Source organism: Flavobacterium sp. TSSA_36, from assembly GCF_051547165.1.
In the GTDB taxonomy this organism is placed as follows: Bacteria; Bacteroidota; Bacteroidia; order Flavobacteriales; family Flavobacteriaceae; genus Flavobacterium.
In genome coordinates, this window is sequence record NZ_JBPTTP010000004.1 from 303,549 (window position 1) to 323,632 (window position 20,084).

Sequence of the window (20,084 nt, forward strand, 5' to 3'; positions counted from 1 at the left end):
GCTGAAAAGAGATTTATAAACTACAATTTATAACTTACAGACAACATAAATACTCTTGGTAAAACGAAAGTACTTCGTTCGCTAATTAAGTAATCCGAAAAGGAATAATCATTTTTTACGGTGGTATTCAATATATTATTGACTGTTACTTCAAAACCAAAAGGGCTATTTTTCTTTTGATAACGCAAAGAAGTATTGGCAATATCATAAAAGTTACGTTGCTGGTTAGCGTTAGTATTACTTGTGTTTTCATACTCAAACTTGAAGGTCCAATAGTTAAAAAAAGTGATTTCAGCATCTCCATTCCAAGTATCAGACTGAAAATCAGATTGTGTAATGCCTTTAAACTGACTAAAACCTTTTGTGTACCCCATGCTTATTGTTGGCCATTTCTTATAGGCTGTTTTAATCAAAAATCCTATTTTTTGGTTATTCCTATCATTTGAAGTTGTCACTCCATTCAAGGTTTGCAAATAGTTGAACCAACTCAAACTCGTATTGAGTCGAAGATTAAAACGGTAGATTTTTTTAGTAAACGCCCCATTCAAATTGTAATTCGTCTCTGGATTGTCTCTCAAAAAAGGACTATTGACTTGATTAATTCCTTGCAAAATCACTTCATTACGAATGGTCTTTTCTTTTTTAATAAAGCTTGCCATAGCATTCCAAGTAATTCCTTTATACATATTCATTTTGGAATACCTCAAATTTGCGGAATGAAACTGTTCATTTTCCAACAAGGCATTCCCTTTAAAAACCAAATTATAATTTTGTAGTGTGTACTGATCCGCTAACTGACTTACTTCAGGAAATCCCACTTCGAGTTTGTAATTAAAATTTAGGGTTTCTGATTTATTGAATTCAAATTCACTAGTCCATTGTGGCAACCAAACTTGCTTTTCGACCACTCTATTTCCAGAGGCTTGTTCCGTTTTCATAGCATACCAATGGCTATATAATGCGGGCTTATTCGTCCATTTTCCAATTCTAAATTTGTACTCCAACCCAATATAAGCATCATTGAGTTGATACTTGATATCGTTACCAAAACCAGCAGTACTAAAATCATTAATAACATTGGTAGTCAACACCTGTTTTTCGGAGGTAAACAACTGCGAACGCCCGTTGTTGTTTCCTAAAATAGTGTACAAATGATTGGCATTGTTTAACACCCAATAATACTTAAAAAGTGCATCAATAGATTGATTTTTAACTCTTTTGATTTGATCGATGGCATACGTGTTATCGGCTTGAATGGGAATGATACCCGTTAAAAAAGGTTGGTCCGTAAACCAACGTGTTTGTGGCGTATTTATGTCATAAGCCTGATTCACTACAAAAGTCGTTGTATGCGCATCGTTATAACTTTTATGCCATTCTAGGTATTGTTTTATCGCGGTATTATCGGCTTGATTTAAGGTTTGAAAAACACTGCTCCCTAAATTGGTCACCGAATTAATAGTACTGTTCAAATCATTGGTACTCGATTGGTATTGCCCGTTGTAATACCATTTTTCTTTGGCATTAGGCGAATAATTCAATTTTATATTGGAAATTCCAAGTAACGAACGATTGTCCCCTTTTTGCAATTTGTTTTCAAAAGCTACAGCACTATTTTGCAAATATTCGTTGCTACTCTCCGATTGAGAAGCTGCAAACACTTTTGAAAAAATGGAGAACCCAGAAATTTCTAGTTTACTTGATAACTCATGGCTAAAATTGAGCGCAGCAAATTGTGATTTACTCTGTACAAGCTCATTAGTATCATTAGTAAAACTATACAAATTGGTAAACGATTTTCGTCCCGAAAGAAAACTACTCATTCCGCCACCAAAGCGCAACATATCATCAAAAGTAAAGGTGCGTCTACCAATATTGTTGGCATCGCCTATACAACTTAAATTGGTTTTTGGACTGTAATAAAACAAAGCGGCATGTGCCAAATAAAAACCATTATCGGCATTGCCAACTTCGGCTCCGGCTTCTATATCCCCAAAAACAAATTTCTTTTTATCGGCTTTTAGCTTGACGTTCATGGCCAAATCCTCACTATCCGATACTTGCTTCATAAATCCCACTTCATTAAAATGGTCTATGACTTCGATTTTATCCAGTGCATCGGCAGGAATATTTTCTACGGCTAATTTGCTTCCTCCACCAAAAAACGATTTCCCTTCTACTAGCATTTTGGTTACCTTTTTGCCTTGTACAGTAACATTTCCTTTTTTGTCTACTTCAACGCCCGGTAACTTTTCTAAGACCTCTTTCATTTTGCGTTCATTCCCGTTTGCAAAACTCTTCACATCAAAAGTCATGGTATCTTTTTTGATGACGATAGGCTTGAATTCATGTTTAATAACAATTTCTTTGAGTTGTTCTCCTGTGGGTTGGAGTACAAAATCATGTGTTTTTTCGGTATCATCAGGAGTCGTAATCCACACTTGTTCTACAAACCCAATGTAAGAAACCGTGATTTCATATTTTACCTCTTTCTCTAACTCTAAGCGGTAGCGCCCTTTATTATCTGCAATAGCAAATTTCAAACTCGCTTTTTCTTGCAAGGGTTTGGCAATTACATTGGCGGATTCTAAGGGTTTTCGATTCGTCTCGACTACCACGCCCGTTATCACCCTATTTTGAGCAAAAACGAGTGTTGTAAAAAAAAGCAAAAAGTAAAGAAATTTGGGCATGGGTTGGTTAAGTTCACTTGTGGTTTTGTATGGGATATTGGTTGAAACTTTCTTTACATTCCCATTTGGGCTTTTAGTTTCTTATCATATTCCTCCTTAGTTATGGTTTTTCCCTTTGGGAAAACTATTTTAAATTCTTTATCAGTAAGCACAATCTTGGTGGCCAAATAAGTCGTTTTATTTTCTTGCAGTTCAAGGATTAAACCTGGCAATCCATAAAAATTTTTTGGTCCAAAAGAAAAAGGCAAACTGGGTGCAAACCACGCGGTAATTGTGTGAATACCCGAAATTCCTTTTCTATTGATAAAAGGTATTTTCAAAATTGCTTTGTAACAGAGATAAGTGCTAATTGTTTTTGACTCATTCGTAATTTCCCATTTTTGGATAGGTTTCAGTTCTTTAATTATTGACCCATCACTATTCTTTGCATAAATTATATTATTTGCTTTTTGATAAAACATTTCAGAATCAGTAGTAAAGGCTGAAGATGCTATCTTAAACATTTTTACATCTTCATTAGTTTCCTTTTTCATCTCTTCAATTATTGAAAAATGAGAGCCTACTGCGTTAAACTGTAATTTAAACTTTTGTTTATCAGCCAAAATAATGATTTTTTCAATAAAAGATTCAACATCTTTATTTTTACTATTTACAGCTTTGCTTACCATAACTTTGTATTCCACTATACCATTCTGACCATAAATAAAATGTGTGATAAGCAGAAAATATAAAAAAATTATTTTCATGTTTTTATAAATTAAAAACTATCACTATGCAACATAGTGATAGTTAAAATTAAAAGCCTACAAACTACACAATGACAATAAATTGTTTAACAGTGTGATGTTATCAGGGCCATCGCCAATTATACTCTCGTAAATATCAATTGCTCTATCCTCACAAGGAGTTGCTGTTTGCTCATCTTGATTTAAAGTATTTTCAACTTTACTCTCGTTGTTTACTACAACTTCTTCCTTGACTTCAATAGTGTTTGCCATTGAAACTGCGCTAAACGCCAAAACTGCCATAGCAGTAAAAATCATTTTTTTCATTTTTTAATGGTTTAAATTTATAAAAGTTTTTTGGTTAACCATTTCAAAATTGAAAAAAAAAAAAATATTTATCACAACAATTCTCATTAATTTAACTTTTATTTAACAACCAAATAAGCGTTCAAAATCCTAAATATCAGTTTTTTATAAAAAACCCAGAAAAAGAACTGGAATATTTGCTAACTAATTAAAATGATTAGAAACTGCTTATATTAATATAAGATTACAATAAGTATTTATGATCAAATCAACATTAATTAGAACCATTTAACAACAGAAACAAAAAAATCCAGCATCAAAAAGACACTGGATTCTAACAAAATGATGTAACCTAAAAATTAAAATTTCAAATTCAATCCTGCCAAGAAATTAATGCCTGCTTGAGGATAATAATAAGGATACACATCCCACATATAGCCATTGGATACATACTTTTTATCCAGTATATTATTCACCAAACCAGTTAACACAATTTCTTTAAAAATTGTTTTGGGCTTGAAAGTATAGCTTACATTAAAATCGTTTACAAAGTAATCCGCTAATTTTGCGGCAGGCAACTCAATATTGTTCATGTATTGCGCACCAACATATTTTTGCAATAAAGACAAATGCAAGGCTTTTATAGGAGAATACACAATAACATTACCCACAATAACAGAAGGAGAATAAGCAATATCCGTTGTTCCGTAAGAAGTACCTGTAACACTCAAATCCACATTTTTGTTGGCACTCAACGTAAAGTTAGGTCTTAGGATCCATTGTTCGGATAAAGCAATTGTAGCGTCAACCTCTAGTCCCAATCGGTAACTTTTGTCGCTGTTTGAACGAATAGGAGCTCCAACATCATCTAATTTCCCAGTTAAAATCAACTGGTCTTTGTAGGCCATATAATATACGTTGGTGTTCAACTGAATGTTCTCCGTATTCAATCGCCAACCCAACTCAAAATCGTTTAACTTTTCAGGTTTTGGATTGCCATTCTCATAATCCGTTCTATTCGGCTCTCTGTTAGCTCTAGCATAGGAAAAATACAAGGTATTCGCTTCATTCATCTTAAAATTCAAACCCGCTTTGGGATTAAAAAAACGAAAAGTATCATTAACCAAACCTGTTTCTGGGCTATCGGCTTTGTAGTGTACCTTTCTGTATTGCAAATCGCCATACAAACTCAATTGCTCCGAAACTTGATAATTCGCTTTGGCAAAAAAGTTTCCATCCGTTTTCGTGGCAAAATCTTCATAATAGCGATCTCCCAATTCACTTTGAGAAGCATAACGTGCCCAAATCACTTTTCCAAAATGAGCGCCTTCGTATTCATTATATCCTCCGCCCAATATTAATTGCAACGCATCAGTGGTGTAATTAGCAGAAAAAGTAGTGCCATAAAAATCATTGTCTAACCATTTTTGGCGAACCAAGTCGGTTCTATTAATGGTGGTTCCATTGATCACAATTGGGGTCAATCCATAGCTGGAAAACTTAGTATCTTCTTTATAATTTTCGTAATACCCTTTGCCTTTGGTGTAATGCAAAGCTACGTTCGAACTCCAATTTTCCGACCATCTTTCATTCCAATGCAATTGAGAATGGTCTTGTTGGTAATTGTCGGTTTCGTTATCATAGAAGCGAGTATTCCCCGCTTCGTCAGTATACATTCCTGCCGAATTGAAAGTACGATTACTGTTTAAGGTTTCCCCATCAATCCCGTTCCAAGATTGATAGGTTTTTTCTTTTCCTCCAAAAACTAAGGCTTTAATTAAGGTTGTTTTACCCACGTAAGTACCTTGCAGAAAATACGATTTTAAATCAGTACTAGCACGATCGACAAAACCATCAGACTGTAATACCGACATTCGTCCGGCCAATTCAAAATGATCATTCAACAATCCGGTACTAAATTTAACGGTATTTTTAAAGGTATTAAAACTTCCCGCGGAACTAGCGATTTCGCCACTAGCGGTCGTCGCAAACGAATCCGTTAACATGTTTAAACTTGCTCCAAAAGCCCCTGCACCATTGGTTGAAGTCCCTACTCCGCGTTGTAATTGCACACTTTGAAGTGAAGAAGCAAAATCGGGCATATTCACCCAATAAGTACCATGACTTTCAGAATCATTGTAAGGAATACCATTGATGGTTACATTGACACGTGTGGCATCGCTACCACGCACTCGAATTCCGGTATATCCAATTCCGTTTCCAGCGTCAGAAGTGGTCACCACAGAGGGCATATAGTTCATCAAAATAGGAATATCTTGACCCAAGTTGCGAAAACGAATTTCTTTTTTGGTCAAATTGCTAAAAGATACAGGAGTTTTGGAAGTTACCCGCACTGCCGAAACCAAAACATCATCCAATTGATTGACTTTTGTCGTGTCTTGTACCTGTGCAATAGTGAAACTAGAGCATAGAAAAAAGAGTATAGAAAAAAGACGTAAAGGAGTTGTCTTTGTACTTTGTACTTTATACTTTGTACTTTTTGAATAAAATAAAGTGTTCATCCGTAAATAGTTTTACGAATAAAAGGGGGAATTATTCTTTTGTTTTAATTAATAAATGGTTTGTTCTATGACAAGACAATAGCGTGCACTCTAGTATTTTGTCATTTTTTCCCTTGGCAGCATTACCCGCCCAGGTTCTTTGGGTATGATCTCAGCTCGTTATTTAGAGCACCCCTTTGAGACGGCGCAAATATATATCATTTGTTTGATGTTGCAAGTCTAAACTTCAAAGTTTTTCAAATTGCTAAAAATCAGGCTTTCGTCTTGATTGCTTAATCTCTGACAAATTCTTTTTTTCCTTAATTCGTTTTCTGATGGCCGATTTCGGAATTTTGGTAGCTTTTCTTTCTTTAGAAACGAACAATCCCTGTTCGAGTATAGCCAAAAAACGTTTGACAACCAATGCTTTATTTTTCAATTGACTCCGATCCTCATCGCAAGTCAAAATCAAAAGTTGAGCAGCAGTCAGTCTATGCGCTAATTTGTTTTCTAGCAATGATTTCTGCTCCTCAGTTAATGCTTGTGATTTTTTCAAATCAAATGTCAACTGTACTTTTGAAGCCACTTTGTTTACATTTTGACCTCCGGCACCACTACTTCTAACCGCCTTGAATTGTAACTCTTGTATCAATTGTTGCTTATCCATTACAAGGTATTTTCCAATTGATGTGCAGGTTTCAGCAAATCATTTACGTTTTTGACAGGATTGAAAGTAATCATTGGAACTTCAACAAAAATAGTGATCCAATTTGCCATAGCACCATTCCATAGACCGGGTAACTCATACGATTTTAAAGTTTTTTCCCCAGTAGTTCGTTCAACAACAAATCCACTGAATGGGTCTACAAATTGGGTTAAATCAAATTTTTGGTTTTGATAATTTTTAATACCACATACTAAATCTACCGGATTAAAATGAGTGGCTTGCTCCAAAAACTGTTGTTGCATTTCATTATTTAAATCAATTTGAGAGGTTTCTACGATTTGCAAGGAAGTAATTCCTTCTTTATCAACAACCCAAAATGGCCCACCTCCTGGTTCTCCTTCATTTTTTACCATCCCACAAACCCGAATGGGGCGATGTAATACTCGTTTTAATTCTAAAATCTGATTGTCGAAAGTGAATTTTGAAAACCCTTTTATCAATTCGATTTTCAAATCTTTTTCGACAAAAGAAATAATGTCATGTACCTCCACTTCCTTGATGGCATTCGCATCCATTTTTTGGCAATAGCTAAAAATACGTACTTGCAATTCTAAAACTATCCCCGCTAATGCTTTTTTATACAATCCAATTTCTTGACTATGATTTAGAATTACATTATCTATGTTTTTTACAAAAACTAAATCAGCATCGAGGGTATTTAAATTTTCAATTAAAGCACCATGTCCTCCGGGTCTAAAAAGCAACTGTCCGTTTTCATTTTTCACCCATTGATTAAGAGTATCTACAACGATTGTATCCGTTTTTTTACTTTGATAGGAATAGTCAATTGCGAGTTTTGTGCTAGTATTTTGCTCGTGTTTTTGTTTCACATCCTGCTCTAATTTTTCAAAAAGTACTTGATGGGTTTGAGTAATTGTAAAGTGTAAATTACCTTGCTTTTTCGAAATTGCATAGGCTACACACTCTTTTAAATGTTCTTCAAAAGGAGTGACTATTTGGTCATTGTAAGCATGAAAAGGCAAAACGCCTTTAGGTTTATTGGCAAAATCGAAGAATTCAGGGCGCAATAAATATAGGATGAAATAGTATTGTTTTTGATCTGAGCTCCATTCTTCAAAATCTGAAAAATCAACTCGAAGTTTGGCATTCACATCATTAAAAAAAGGAAATTTATCCATTCCCAAAAGAAACAACGAAAGTTCTAAATCGTTTTTGCGATTTATATATGCATTGATACTCTCGGAAGCAACATCATAATCACTCAAAAACTCATTCAAAAACTTGAACATTCGAGTAGCTGCTCCCGAGGCCGGGACAAATTTCATAATTTTTAATTTCTCTTTATTTTTTTCATAATATGAGGCTTTTGACTCAAAATCATCTGGGTTTAACGACAAAATTCCATCATCTACAGTTGCAGGTCGATCCAAAAAAGTTTTGGCTATACCAGTTGTATAAATTTCTAGTTGATTTTTGATGTTTTGCATTGGAATGCCATGCTCATAAATTTGCACAAAATCCAAAGAACTCATACCAATTTCTTTTGCGATTTGCATTTCTTTCAAAATCGATATGGCTTTATTTAATCGCGTCTCCTTATCGCCGGACAGTGTAATAAATGGCTTTTTATGATCGAGTAAGGCTTGTTTGAAGACTGAAAAAATAGTGGTTCTACCCTCGGGACTATCCCTTAACCCATCCGCTTCCCATGGCACATCAATATCCGTTAAAAAGTACAAATCATAATGGTGAGAACGAGCTGCAGCATCCAATAATGGATCGCAATATTGGTAAAAAAGCTCCGAAAACACTTTAGTCACCATTAAATTAGTATCACAAAATAGGTATTTTTTAGCGATGGTTGCTTTTTCTTTTTCTAATTTTGCTTGACCATAAGCAATGGGCAACATATCAGTACTATCGCAAACACCACGTCCGCTATCTAATTTTTCTTGAAGATAGTCACGAGCAAATTCGGGAACCCACGCTGTTTGATAATGATCAGCCAATTGCTTTGCCAAAGTAGTTTTTCCCGTAGATTCAGGACCAAAAATAGCAATTCGTACTATTTTTGTAGCTCTTGATTTAAGGAGCTGCTTAAGGTTTTTTTCCATTCTAAATAACCATAAAAGGCAATAATAGTGAAGACAACATATTGTAATGAAGTAAAGGTATACCCTTTTGCAAAATAAAGTGGAATAGAAATACAATCTCCTATAATCCAAAATATCCAATTTTCGATTTTTCTCTTGGCCATTAACCACATGCCTACGAAAAAAATAGCCGTCAATAAAGTATCTATATACGAATACCAAGTAGTAAATTTACCAAAATAAAGATAAACTAACACTACAAATACTACAGTAATTATGAAAATTAAAGTAGCATACCTCTTTTCTTTTGAATTGATATAAGAAATGGGGAACTCAACTTCATCTCCTTTTTTACGTGTCCAATGGTACCAACCATAAAGACTCATCACAAAATAATACACATTAATCATCGAATCGCCCAACAATTCCCATTGCCATAGCAAATAAGCGTATATTGAAGTACTAACCAAACCAGTAGGAAATACTAAAATATTGTCTTTCTTAGCAAACCAAACGCTGGCCAAACCGAAGAAAACCCCAATTAACTCTAAACTAACCATAAGTATGGAGTAGTCTTTATATTGTGCAAAAAAATAATCGATCATGTTTTGTGTGTCATTTGTGGTTTAATATTTTCAAAAAAAGAAGGTTTTTTTTCAAAAGCCGTTCCGATTACAACCAAATCAGCACCTGCGTCATAGGTATTTTGTATTTCCATTGAAGTGGCAATTCCTCCACCTACAATTAAGGGGATAGTAGTGTTTTTAGCAACTTCTCGAATCATTTCTAATGGAACCGATTGTTTTGCGCCACTTCCTGCTTCGAGGTAAATGAGCTGATGCCCTAGCATTTCGCCTGCCATCGCGGTATTACAAACCTCCTCGACATCGATTCGTGCTATGGGTGTTGTTTTACTCACTCGAGCTACTGCCGTTTCGTTGCCACTTTCTATCAAAAGATAACTAGTAGGAATAATTTCTAAATCGGTTTTCTTGAGGATTGGCGCTGCTTTTACCTGATGTTCGATTAAAAAATCGGGATTGCGACCGGATAATAAGGACAAAAACAAAATACCATCAGCATGAATAGAAATTTGAGAAGGGTTACCAGGAAAAAGCACAATAGGTAACTCACAACTACTTTTAATCTTTAGAATTAGCTCGTCTATAATATTATGAGTTACATGACTCCCTCCTACAAAAATATGAGTGGCGGGTGAAAGCTTAATTTTCTCGATAAAAAAAGGTACTTCTTCCAAATTGATTTTATCAGGGTCAAGAAGAATAGCTAGAAGCTTTTGCCTTTCTTTTTTTGCCTGTAAAATAGCTTGATAAATTGTTGTCATAAAAATATCACACAGCTAATTGTTGTGAAAGCAAAACTACAGAAAGAATAAATACTATTAACCATTTTTCTCAAAAGCATACACTAAGGTAAAATTATTAAGCTCTTCAAAACAAATGTTGAATACTTGTTGCTTGGCATTAAAATCAAGGATCGCAGTAGTTTTTTTGTGGCTGAGTTCAAAAGAACTTACCCGAATATGATTTTTAAAACTAATACCTTTCTCGTTACAAATTTTGAAAATGGCCTCTTTGGCGCCCCATTTAACGGTTAATATTCGAACAAAATCATCCATAGAAAAGCTTTTTAACCTACTTAACTCTTCGGTATCAACAAATTTATGTGCTATTCTAATAATTTTTTCTCGTTGCAATTCAATGTCAATGCCCACAGCTTGATCGCTTACAATAATAGCTGCAAATTCGTGTGAATGGGTGATAGAAATGTATTTTGTATCCTTTAAATGTGGTTTTCCCGTGGCATCATAAAACAAATCAAAATCGGTATAACCCGCCACGGCAAGTAATTTTCGAACACTCAAAAAGGCGCGCTGATGCATTTGCGACTTCATTCTATGGAGCCTTTGGAGACTTATTGGGTTTAAAGTTACTTGTTCCTCTAATGCTGAAAAAGGCTCGGTTATATGCCAAACATAAAGCGAGGTTGTTCCGGAAGGCATTATAGTTTTATATAAAGGCATGGAATAAAATTCTTTTGAAAAAGGAGAAAAGCAACAATTTTAGACTTCAAAAATAGTCAAATTAAAAAAACAAAAACTAGTTAAGCTTGTTTTAAATAGCCGTAAATTATATTCTACTAAATCCATAGGATTATTATAAATTTATTTATATTTGCCAAAAAAAATAAATTAATGGATTTTCAAATAGGATTTGTAATTGCAGGTTTGGTTGTAGGTTTTGTGGTCGGAATGACCGGTGTTGGCGGTGGGTCATTGATGACTCCTATTTTGTTATGGTTTGGTATTCCTCCTACTACAGCGGTTGGTACCGATTTACTGTATGCTGCTTTTACCAAAATGGGTGGAATTTTTGTCCATAACAAAAAGAAAAACATCAACTGGACCATTGTGGGTTGGCTTTCGCTAGGAAGCGTACCTGCCGCTGCTGTAACCTTATGGATTTTAGAAAGTTTTAAGGCTGATATTACGGGATTGAATACTATAATTAAATACAGTTTGGGCTGGGCTTTATTGTTTACCTCAATTGCAATTATTTTCAAACAAAAGTTATTAGTCTTTTCACAAAAACATGCAGGAGATAAATTTCATAGTGAAAGCAAAACTCAAAATTTACTGACGGTTGCTATTGGTGTATTATTAGGCGCAACAGTAACATTGACATCTATTGGTGCTGGTGCCCTAGGAACTGTAACGCTGTTTTTTTTGTATCCTCTTTTACCTACTACAAAATTGGTAGGCACAGAAATTGCACACGCCGTTCCTTTAACGCTAGTGGCTGGCTTTGGTCACGCATCGATGGGTAATATGGACTATGGACTATTAGTGCAATTATTAATGGGTTCTTTACCAGGGATATATATGGGCAGTATGCTCAGTGGAAAAGTTCCTGATTTATTGCTAAGAAATGCCATAGCAATGATGCTGTTTTTTGTTGGGTATAAATTGATTTTTTAATTTTCTCTCACCACTAAATAAACTTTCAAGAACCAAAACGGCAACTGAAAGCATAACAAAAGAACCGTAAATTCGCAAATTTAAAACCTAGTTAAAATTTGTGAATTTGCGGTTAACTTTTTTAAAAAGCTATGTCTGCCAAGGTATTATTCTCCAGAATCATTAAGGTATTGTCACGCACTTCCATCATCAGTTTACGAACGGCGCAAGTGGCCTCGTCGTTGCAATCGTCGCAGGGTTCATAAAAATTATGACTGGCACAAGGCAATAAGGCAATAGGTCCTTCAAGGATACGATAAACCTTCGCCATATTAATGTCTTTAGGTTCTTTGATTAAGTAATAGCCGCCTCCTTTTCCTTTTTTGGCTCCCAAAAAACCAGAATGACGCAAAAGCAATAAAATGCTTTCCAAAAACTTTAAAGAAATATGTTCTGCTTTGGCAATTTCGGCAATTTGAACAGGCGTATTGTCTTTTTGACGTGCCAAAAAAGTAAGCGCTTTGATTCCGTATTTCGTTTTTTTTGAAAGCATAATGAATTTGGGTTGACGATTACCGATTGCTGATTTTACGTAAAGCAATCTTTACCTTATTATGGTAACAAAAATATACTTTTTAACAATATAAACACAAAACCCACGGCCGAAACCGTGGGTCATTGTATATGAATCAATAATTAAAACTTTTTATGCTAAGGCCTGATTCAAATCGGCAATCACATCTTCAACAGTTTCTAATCCTACGGAAACACGCACCAAACCATCGGTGATACTAACTGCCAAACGTTCTTCTATAGATAATTTACTATGTGTAGTTGAGGCTGGATGCGTTACAATAGTTCGAGTATCTCCCAAATTAGGCGATAACGAACATAATTTTATTTTATCCAAAAAGGCTCTTCCTGCTTCTAGTTCACCTTTGATTTCGAAGGCAACGATGTTACCTCCCAATTTCATTTGCTTTTTAGCAATTTCATATTGTGGATGCGATTTCAAGAAAGGATATTTCACTTTATTGACTTGCGGATGATTTTCCAAAAACTCAGCTACTTTCAAAGCGTTTTCACAATGTCTATCAACACGAACCGCCAAAGTTTCTAAACTTTTAGACAATACCCAAGCGTTAAATGGCGACAAAGAAGGTCCCGTCAAACGAGAAAAAAGATAAATATCTTTAATCAAATCCGACCTTCCAACGGTAATGCCTCCCAACACTCTGCCTTGTCCATCGATTAATTTGGTTGCCGAATGAATTACCAAATCCGCTCCCCATTTAATAGGTTGTTGGATATAAGGTGTTGCAAAACAATTATCGATAATCAAAATCAAATTGTGCTTTTTGGCAATTGTCCCCAATACTTCCAAATCGATAATATCGATGGCAGGATTCGTTGGGGATTCCGCATAAAGAATTTTGGTATTGGGTTGAATACAACTCTCAATCGTCTCGGGTTGATTAATATCAAAATAGGTCGTTTGGATATCCCACTTCGGAAAATAATTCATAAACAAGGAGTGCGAAGCTCCAAAAATACTACTAGCAGATACAATATGATCTCCCGCTTTTAATAAAGCCGCAAAGGTAGAATAGACTGCTGCCATTCCTGAGGCAAAAGCAAATCCAGCTTCGGCACCTTCCATTTTGCATATTTTATCGATAAACTCAATGGTGTTGGGGTTGCTGTAGCGGCTGTATACATTGCGCTCTTTTTCTTCTGCAAATGAAGCTCTCATATCTTCGGCATCCTCAAACACAAAACTTGAAGTTAAGTATAAAGGCACCGAATGCTCTAAATATTGTGTTCGTTCTATCTGACCGCGAATGGCTTGGGTTTCAAAACCAAAATCTTGTTCGTTCATTTATTTTTTTGTTTTTAACACGAATTGCACGAATTTGCACAAATTCTTATTGTTTTAAATTTCAAAAACAAACTGACAAATCTTTGTAAATCTGTGCAATCTGTGTTTTTTTGCTTGAATAATTTATAATTCCTCTCCGTTCAAAACTACTTTGTAGTGAATGGTTGCGGTGGGTTCTAAAGTTTTGGAAACAGAACAATATTTCTCAAAAGAAAGTTGTGCTGCACGAGCCGCTTTTTCGGGGATAATATCACCTTCCAAATAAAACACTACGTGAATGTCTTTGAAGGGTTTGGCTTCGCCCACTTGGGCACGTTCTCCTTCTACCTCAGCTTTGAAAGAGGTGATTTGCTGACGTTGTTTTTTCAAAATCGAAATCATATCGATACCGCTACAACCTGCCACACCCATCAATACTAATTCCATTGGGCTTGGTCCCATATCGTTTCCACCAAATTCAGGACGTGCATCTACATTTACTAGATGCCCTCTGTCATTTTTTAACTCGAAATGGAAATTTTCGTTTACTCTGTTTAATGTTATTTTCATTTTTGTAAGATTGATTTTTTATTCACCGCTAAGACGCAATGACGCAATTTTGTTTACTAAATTTTTTTTTGTTCTTCTTGACTAAGCATCAAGTCTTTTTAATTCTTGCTCAATTTCTTCAATGGTAGGCAAACTACTTTTAAGGTTGTCTGGCAAATTTTCCGTTAACTTCAATTCGCTTATCCCGATAGGTTTGCTAATGTCTCGTAAAGCAAATTCAGCTTCTAAATTACTTTTGTCTTTACAAAGCAAAATACCAATAGTTGGGTTATCATCATCTTGCTTGACCAAACTATCCACAGCCGACAAATAAAAATTCAATTTTCCTGCAAATTCGGGTATAAATTTGGTGTTTTTTAATTCAACTACAATATAACATTTGAGGCGAGTATGGTAAAAGAGCAAATCGATATAGTAGTCATTCTCGGCAATAACCAAATGATATTGCTGTCCGACAAACGCAAATCCTTTACCCAACTCAAGTAAAAACTTAGTGATATGTTGTACCAATTGGCTTTCAATATCTCGCTCTCTATATTTTGTATCTAAAGTAAGAAAATCAAAAACATAAGGATCCTTTAGTGTTTGAATAGCCAAATCTGAAAAAGGCTCTGGCAAGGTATTTTTGAAATTAGTTATCGATTTCCCTTGTCTTTCATACAACTTTGTTTTTATTTGAAGGTCTAAAATATCTCTACTCCAATTATTTTCAATGGTTTGTTGAATATAAAAAACCGCTTCATTTGTATCCTTTGATTTCGTAAAAATAAGGATATTATGTCCCCAAGGCACTTGAATTAGCAGTTGTTGCGTTTTGTTTAATAACTGAATGCTTGTCTTTTGCAACTTAAGACTAGCTTGTTGTTCCAATAGTGCAACAGCTTGTTGCACTAAATCGGAAGCGTAAAATTTATAAAATTGCTTGCAATTAAATAGGTTTCTTCTTGAAAGTCCTTTCATCTCTGGAAATTCTTCTTTCAAGTCTTGCGCTACCTTTTCAATCAATTTACTACCCCAAACACTTTCTTTTTCGCTAATTGATTTTCCCAGTTCCCAATAAAACGCTATCAGCTCGCTATTTACAGCAATTGCCGCTTTAATTTGCGAAGAACGAATTTTGCTTTTCAGTTCAATAAGCCAATTTTTATAGTCTTTGTTTATTAGTTCCATAATAAGCCCCTCCCCAACCCTTTCGCCGTGGCGAAGAGGGAGTATTGACTGGAGGTTAAGTCATATTAAATTATAAAATTATTCTTCCAATACTTAAGCATCAAGTCTTTTTAATTCTTGCTCAATTTCTTCAATTGTAGGCAAACTACTTTTAAGGTTGTCTGGCAAATTTTCCGTTAACTTCAATTCGCTTATTCCGATAAGTTTGTTTATGTCTCTAAAGACAATTTTAATTTTGAGTCATTATAATCTCTTTTTTAAAATTTATTGACTTTTCTAATCATAACTTATGTCAAATAATTCAGACTTAATTATAAAAATAGTATCTTTATTTTTCTCAGTATCTCTTTAAATCTGAACTAATTAATGTCCACTTATCAATTCTTGAATCATATCTATAAATATCTATATACTGTTCACAGCAACCTATATGATACTCTTCTGTTATAGTTTTATTTTCAACATTCATTTTAACTGGAATATGATGTAAAGGAAAACTGCCTTTATTATAACTGTTATCTTTATCTTTTATATAAAAGGCGTAAGCCGAACCAAGATTAGAATTACTAATCTTTACCGCAAAGTCCTCTTCATTATCAAAATTAAAATCTCCAACCACTAAGTCGCCATAGTTATAATCACTATAAATTTCATCAGTGTTAAATCCTGTTATATATGAAATAACAAAATTGCAATTAAAAAAATCATCATAAAATGTTAAGGGCGTATTACTATCATTTTTAATTATAACATTTTGCTCTATTTTCTGTGAAGATTTATTACGAATAGAAATAATTATTTTATCAATAATTTTACCTAAACCATTAGAATTATTTTTAGCTCTTTTAACAGAAATTATATAATCATATTTATACGAAAGATTTGTGTTAACACAATATTCAAAGTCACTATTTTCAAGTTTTTCATATTCTAGAAAGTTTTTTTCTGAATTAAAAACTTCATCTTCTGAATAACTATTTTCTTCAGATTTTTCATCTAAAGAATTATTTATATTAGTATTTTCTTTATTAAATAAATGATCATTATAAATTTCATCATCGCTTACACTTTCTTTTTCTGTAATCACTTGGTCATTATTAATTTTCTTTAACTCATTCCTTTTATTAAAAATATAAACCGTTGAGATAATACTAATAACTACTATAAAGATTTTAAAAAAAGTAGATGAACTAGCTTCATTTTCACTTTTTTTTTCAATTACATAATAATTAAACTCTTCCTTCTTCTCAATGATTTTTTTTTCTTCTTGATTTTTAGAGTACAGAAATGCAACAAATATTGTAAAAAACTGAAGTAGAGCTAGTTTTAAAGTAAAAACTTCAATAATGGTAAATAAACAAATAACAATTGTAACTATATTCCTGGTTTTTTTTCCAAAATTACCTGCTAATAAAATTAATATTGCAATTCCAACTTGATAAAATAATACTTCCATTACTTAATTTTTTTAATTAAATATAAACAAAACAATTACTATTAAACGGAAATAATTCTGCAATATTATTCTTCCCTTTCGAGGTCTATAGCAATGTTATTAAGTTAAGGATTAAATATAAAATGATTTCTGATTGTTGATATATAAAATACAGAAAATCAATTAACTTTTAATCACATTGTTCCAAAATCAAAAATCGTTACTCTTAATTCAAAAATCATTTATCTTTTCATTCCCCGCCTAGGCGGGCTAGCAATGTCATTAAGTTAAGAGATTTTAGCTTGAAGAGTAACGATTCTTGACCCGAGCGGTAGCGAACTGGCGAAGCATTTTAGATTTCGTGCTAGTAAATTAAAACCACTTGTTTTCCAGTGTTTTACCTATCTTAAATCAAAAATCGTTAATCAAAAATCAACAATCAAATTATTGATTTTTCCTTAACTTAATGACATTGGGCGGTCAAGGGGGCTCTTACCCTTTATCCGACAACCTCAAGATATCCCCAAAAACACCTCGCGCCGTTACTGCCGAACCTGCTCCTGCTCCTTGAATTACAATAGGTCGGTCGCCGTAGGATTCGGTGTAAATTTCGAAGAACGAATCCGAACCTTTCAAACCTCCCAAAGCAGTATCCGAAGGTACAGAAACTAATTTTACTTCTAGATTTCCTTTATCGTTTTGCAAATCGCCAGACAGTTCTCCAATATAGCGTAAAACGTGGTTGGGTTGCTGTTCTGCTTTTATTTTGGCATAAATAGGATCGAACTCTTTTAGTTTATTCAAGAAGGTCGACACATCGCCTTCACGCAAATGCTCTGGAATTAAATTCTGAATGGCAATCTCATCAAATTCATTTTGCAAATCCAATTCTCTCGCCAAAATCAACAATTTTCTACCTACGTCGTTACCACATAAATCTTCTCTTGGGTCGGGTTCAGTGTAACCGTTGTCGATAGCTTCTTTCAAAATTTCGCTAAACGGAACGTCTTTGGCTGAGAAATTATTGAACAAGTAACTTAACGTCCCTGAAAATACGCCTTTGATTTTGGTAATATTTTCACCTGACAAATGCAATAATTTGATGGTATCAATCAAAGGTAAACCTGCACCCACATTGGTTTCATACAAATAATTTTTTTGATTCTCGTCCAAAACCTTTCTCAATTTTTTGTAAAAACTATAGCTCAATGTATTGGCCACTTTATTAGAAGAAATCAAGTCGAAACTACTTTCAACTAATGGAATATAATTTTCAACAAAAGCTGCACTAGCCGTATTATCGATAGCAATAAGATTTTCTAAATGATGTTCGTTGGCATAAGCTATAATTTCTTTAATCGAATAGGAATGCCCATTGGTTTGTATTTCACTTCTCCAATTAGGTGACACCCCATTTTTATTCAACAACACATTTTTAGAATTGGCTATCGCAAAAACATTCAAACGGATGTCTTTACGTTTTTCAATGGCATCTGCCGATTCCAGAATTTGGTTAATCAAGGTTCCACCTACCAATCCGTGTCCAAAAATCGCAATATTAATTTTCTTCGAAACCCCAAAAATTTCCCCGTGAATTACGTTCAACGCACGGTTCAATTCAGATTTATGCACCACCAAACTCACGTTTTTCCCCGTCACGGTGTTGTTGAACAAAATCGGAACAATCTTGTTTTTGATTAAAGCCGTGTAGGGTTTATGAAACGTACTCAAATCCTGCCCGATAATCGATATTACAGAAACTTCATCAGTAACCGAAATTTTATTTACGTCTTTGGAATAAAAGTCATTTTCGAATTCTTTTTCCAATTCTATCATCGCTTTACTCGCTTTGTCTGCGGCAACTACCAAGCCAATACCACGTTCAGAAGACCCTTGCGAAATAATACTAACACTAATATCATTATCGCCCATCACTCTAAAGATACGCGCATCAACACCCGTTTTCCCAAGCAAACCACGGCCTTCTAAATTCACCAATGCCACATTCTCCAATACCGAAAGGGTTTTAATACCTTCCTTTCCAGCATTCGAAGTAATCAAAGTTCCTTTGTTTTCGTGATTGAACGTATTTAAAATTCGAAGCGGAATATTTTTTTCCAAAAGCGGAATGATAGTTTTGGCGTGCAAAATAGTAGCCCCAAAATTGGCTAGCTCATTGGCTTCGTTAAACGATAGGAAGTCAATTTTTTTAGCATCTTCTACTAATTCTGGATTGGCAGTGTAAATTCCATCCACGTGAGTAAAATTCTGCAATTCGGATGCATTCAAATAATTGGCAAAAAGTGATGCCGTATAGTTACTTCCGTTTCTACCCAAAGTCGTCGCCTCATTTTTGTTATTCGAACCAATAAAACCAGTAATTATATTGACTTTATCGCTGTGTTGCTTAAAAAACTGCACCACATTTTTCTTAGAAATTGGGTCGATAGGCTGCGCATCACCAAATTTTCCATCGGTTTTGATTAATGCTCTAGCGTCAGCAAAATTGGCATTGACTCCTTTTTGCTTCAAAATAGCCGTAATCAATTTAGCCGATAACAATTCGCCTTGCGACAAGACTTGGTCTTTTATTTTTTCGCTATAATCGCCAATCAAACTTACTCCTTCGAACAATTTTTCGAGCACGGTAAATTCCTCCGACAAATCCACCGTTGGGTAATCCGCTTGTTGATAGGCTTTAAATCTCTCGAACAAAGGTTTGTAGTTTTCATTTTTAGACGCAATCGCTAACAAATCTTCCAACTCATCCGTTGCATTTCCTCTTGCCGAAACAACCACAGCAAATTCCTCTCCCTTCAACACTTTGTCTGAAAGTATCGCCAAAACTTTATTCAATCCATCGCCATTCGCTAATGATTTTCCTCCGAATTTTAATATCTTCATTTTATTATATTTTACGAGTCATTCAACTCCTTTTATTTACTTTATTTTACTCTTTCCCATCATTAATTAGGGCGTGACCCTGTTACAAAAAGGGGCTAATTTATAGCACCGTTTACAAAGCCCCTTTTTGTAACAGGGTCGGGCTATCCGCACTACTTCGGTAGTTT

At 34.5% G+C, this 20,084-nt stretch carries 16 protein-coding genes; 1 reads left to right on the top strand and 15 read right to left on the bottom strand.

Annotated elements, in window-relative coordinates; genetic code table 11:
* Positions 1-20 precede the first annotated feature (20 nt).
* The 9 genes from ACSVH7_RS10520 to ACSVH7_RS10560 form a co-directional block, all read right to left on the bottom strand.
* Positions 21-2,669 carry a carboxypeptidase-like regulatory domain-containing protein gene (locus ACSVH7_RS10520; protein ID WP_438066649.1) on the bottom strand — a complete coding sequence of 883 codons (2,649 nt, stop codon included), beginning with the start codon at positions 2,667-2,669 and terminating at the stop codon, positions 21-23.
* A gap of 74 nt (positions 2,670-2,743) precedes the next feature.
* Positions 2,744-3,436, bottom strand: a complete 693-nt coding sequence (locus tag ACSVH7_RS10525) for a GLPGLI family protein (protein ID WP_438066650.1) — start codon at positions 3,434-3,436, stop codon at positions 2,744-2,746.
* Positions 3,437-3,493: 57 nt separating this feature from the next.
* On the bottom strand, positions 3,494-3,742 hold the full coding sequence (locus ACSVH7_RS10530) for a hypothetical protein (RefSeq protein ID WP_438066651.1): 249 nt from the start codon (positions 3,740-3,742) through the stop codon (positions 3,494-3,496).
* A 338-nt stretch (positions 3,743-4,080) separates the two neighbouring features.
* Entirely contained in the window at positions 4,081-6,243 is a 2,163-nt protein-coding gene (locus ACSVH7_RS10535; protein WP_438066652.1) for a TonB-dependent receptor, read from the bottom strand.
* A 244-nt stretch (positions 6,244-6,487) separates the two neighbouring features.
* The gene (gene arfB, locus ACSVH7_RS10540; RefSeq protein ID WP_438066653.1) at positions 6,488-6,889 is read right to left on the bottom strand and encodes an alternative ribosome rescue aminoacyl-tRNA hydrolase ArfB; all 402 of its coding nucleotides are present in this window, start codon (positions 6,887-6,889) and stop codon (positions 6,488-6,490) included.
* Complete coding sequence (locus tag ACSVH7_RS10545; RefSeq protein WP_438066654.1) at positions 6,889-9,024, bottom strand: DUF4301 family protein; 2,136 nt, start codon at positions 9,022-9,024, stop codon at positions 6,889-6,891. The genes arfB and ACSVH7_RS10545 overlap by 1 nt, the downstream gene beginning before the upstream one ends.
* Positions 8,976-9,608 carry a nicotinamide riboside transporter PnuC gene (gene pnuC, locus ACSVH7_RS10550; protein ID WP_438066655.1) on the bottom strand — a complete coding sequence of 211 codons (633 nt, stop codon included), beginning with the start codon at positions 9,606-9,608 and terminating at the stop codon, positions 8,976-8,978. The genes ACSVH7_RS10545 and pnuC overlap by 49 nt, the downstream gene beginning before the upstream one ends.
* Positions 9,605-10,348, bottom strand: a complete 744-nt coding sequence (locus tag ACSVH7_RS10555; RefSeq protein ID WP_438066656.1) for a geranylgeranylglyceryl/heptaprenylglyceryl phosphate synthase — start codon at positions 10,346-10,348, stop codon at positions 9,605-9,607. The genes pnuC and ACSVH7_RS10555 overlap by 4 nt, the downstream gene beginning before the upstream one ends.
* A gap of 57 nt (positions 10,349-10,405) precedes the next feature.
* Positions 10,406-11,047, bottom strand: a complete 642-nt coding sequence (locus ACSVH7_RS10560) for a 4'-phosphopantetheinyl transferase family protein (protein ID WP_438066657.1) — start codon at positions 11,045-11,047, stop codon at positions 10,406-10,408.
* Positions 11,048-11,218: 171 nt separating this feature from the next.
* Between ACSVH7_RS10560 and ACSVH7_RS10565 the strand changes: the two genes are divergently transcribed.
* Positions 11,219-12,001, top strand: coding sequence for a sulfite exporter TauE/SafE family protein (locus ACSVH7_RS10565; RefSeq protein ID WP_438066658.1), 783 nt, complete (start codon positions 11,219-11,221; stop codon positions 11,999-12,001).
* 121 nt (positions 12,002-12,122) lie between these two features.
* Here the strand turns inward: ACSVH7_RS10565 and ACSVH7_RS10570 are convergent, their stop codons facing one another.
* The 6 genes from ACSVH7_RS10570 to thrA all read right to left on the bottom strand — a co-directional run bounded on the left by ACSVH7_RS10570 (position 12,123) and on the right by thrA (position 19,917).
* Complete coding sequence (locus ACSVH7_RS10570) at positions 12,123-12,533, bottom strand: RrF2 family transcriptional regulator (RefSeq protein WP_159687688.1); 411 nt, start codon at positions 12,531-12,533, stop codon at positions 12,123-12,125.
* Between the two features lie 153 nt (positions 12,534-12,686).
* Positions 12,687-13,859 carry a trans-sulfuration enzyme family protein gene (locus ACSVH7_RS10575; protein WP_438066659.1) on the bottom strand — a complete coding sequence of 391 codons (1,173 nt, stop codon included), beginning with the start codon at positions 13,857-13,859 and terminating at the stop codon, positions 12,687-12,689.
* A 123-nt stretch (positions 13,860-13,982) separates the two neighbouring features.
* A complete protein-coding gene (locus ACSVH7_RS10580) occupies positions 13,983-14,408 on the bottom strand; it encodes an OsmC family protein (RefSeq protein WP_438066660.1) in 426 nt (141 codons plus the stop codon).
* A gap of 81 nt (positions 14,409-14,489) precedes the next feature.
* Positions 14,490-15,578, bottom strand: a complete 1,089-nt coding sequence (locus ACSVH7_RS10585) for a PDDEXK nuclease domain-containing protein (RefSeq protein ID WP_438066661.1) — start codon at positions 15,576-15,578, stop codon at positions 14,490-14,492.
* A gap of 337 nt (positions 15,579-15,915) precedes the next feature.
* A complete protein-coding gene (locus ACSVH7_RS10590) occupies positions 15,916-17,034 on the bottom strand; it encodes an XAC2610-related protein (RefSeq protein ID WP_438066662.1) in 1,119 nt (372 codons plus the stop codon).
* A gap of 471 nt (positions 17,035-17,505) precedes the next feature.
* Entirely contained in the window at positions 17,506-19,917 is a 2,412-nt protein-coding gene (gene thrA, locus ACSVH7_RS10595; protein WP_438066663.1) for a bifunctional aspartate kinase/homoserine dehydrogenase I, read from the bottom strand.
* Positions 19,918-20,084 lie beyond the last annotated feature (167 nt).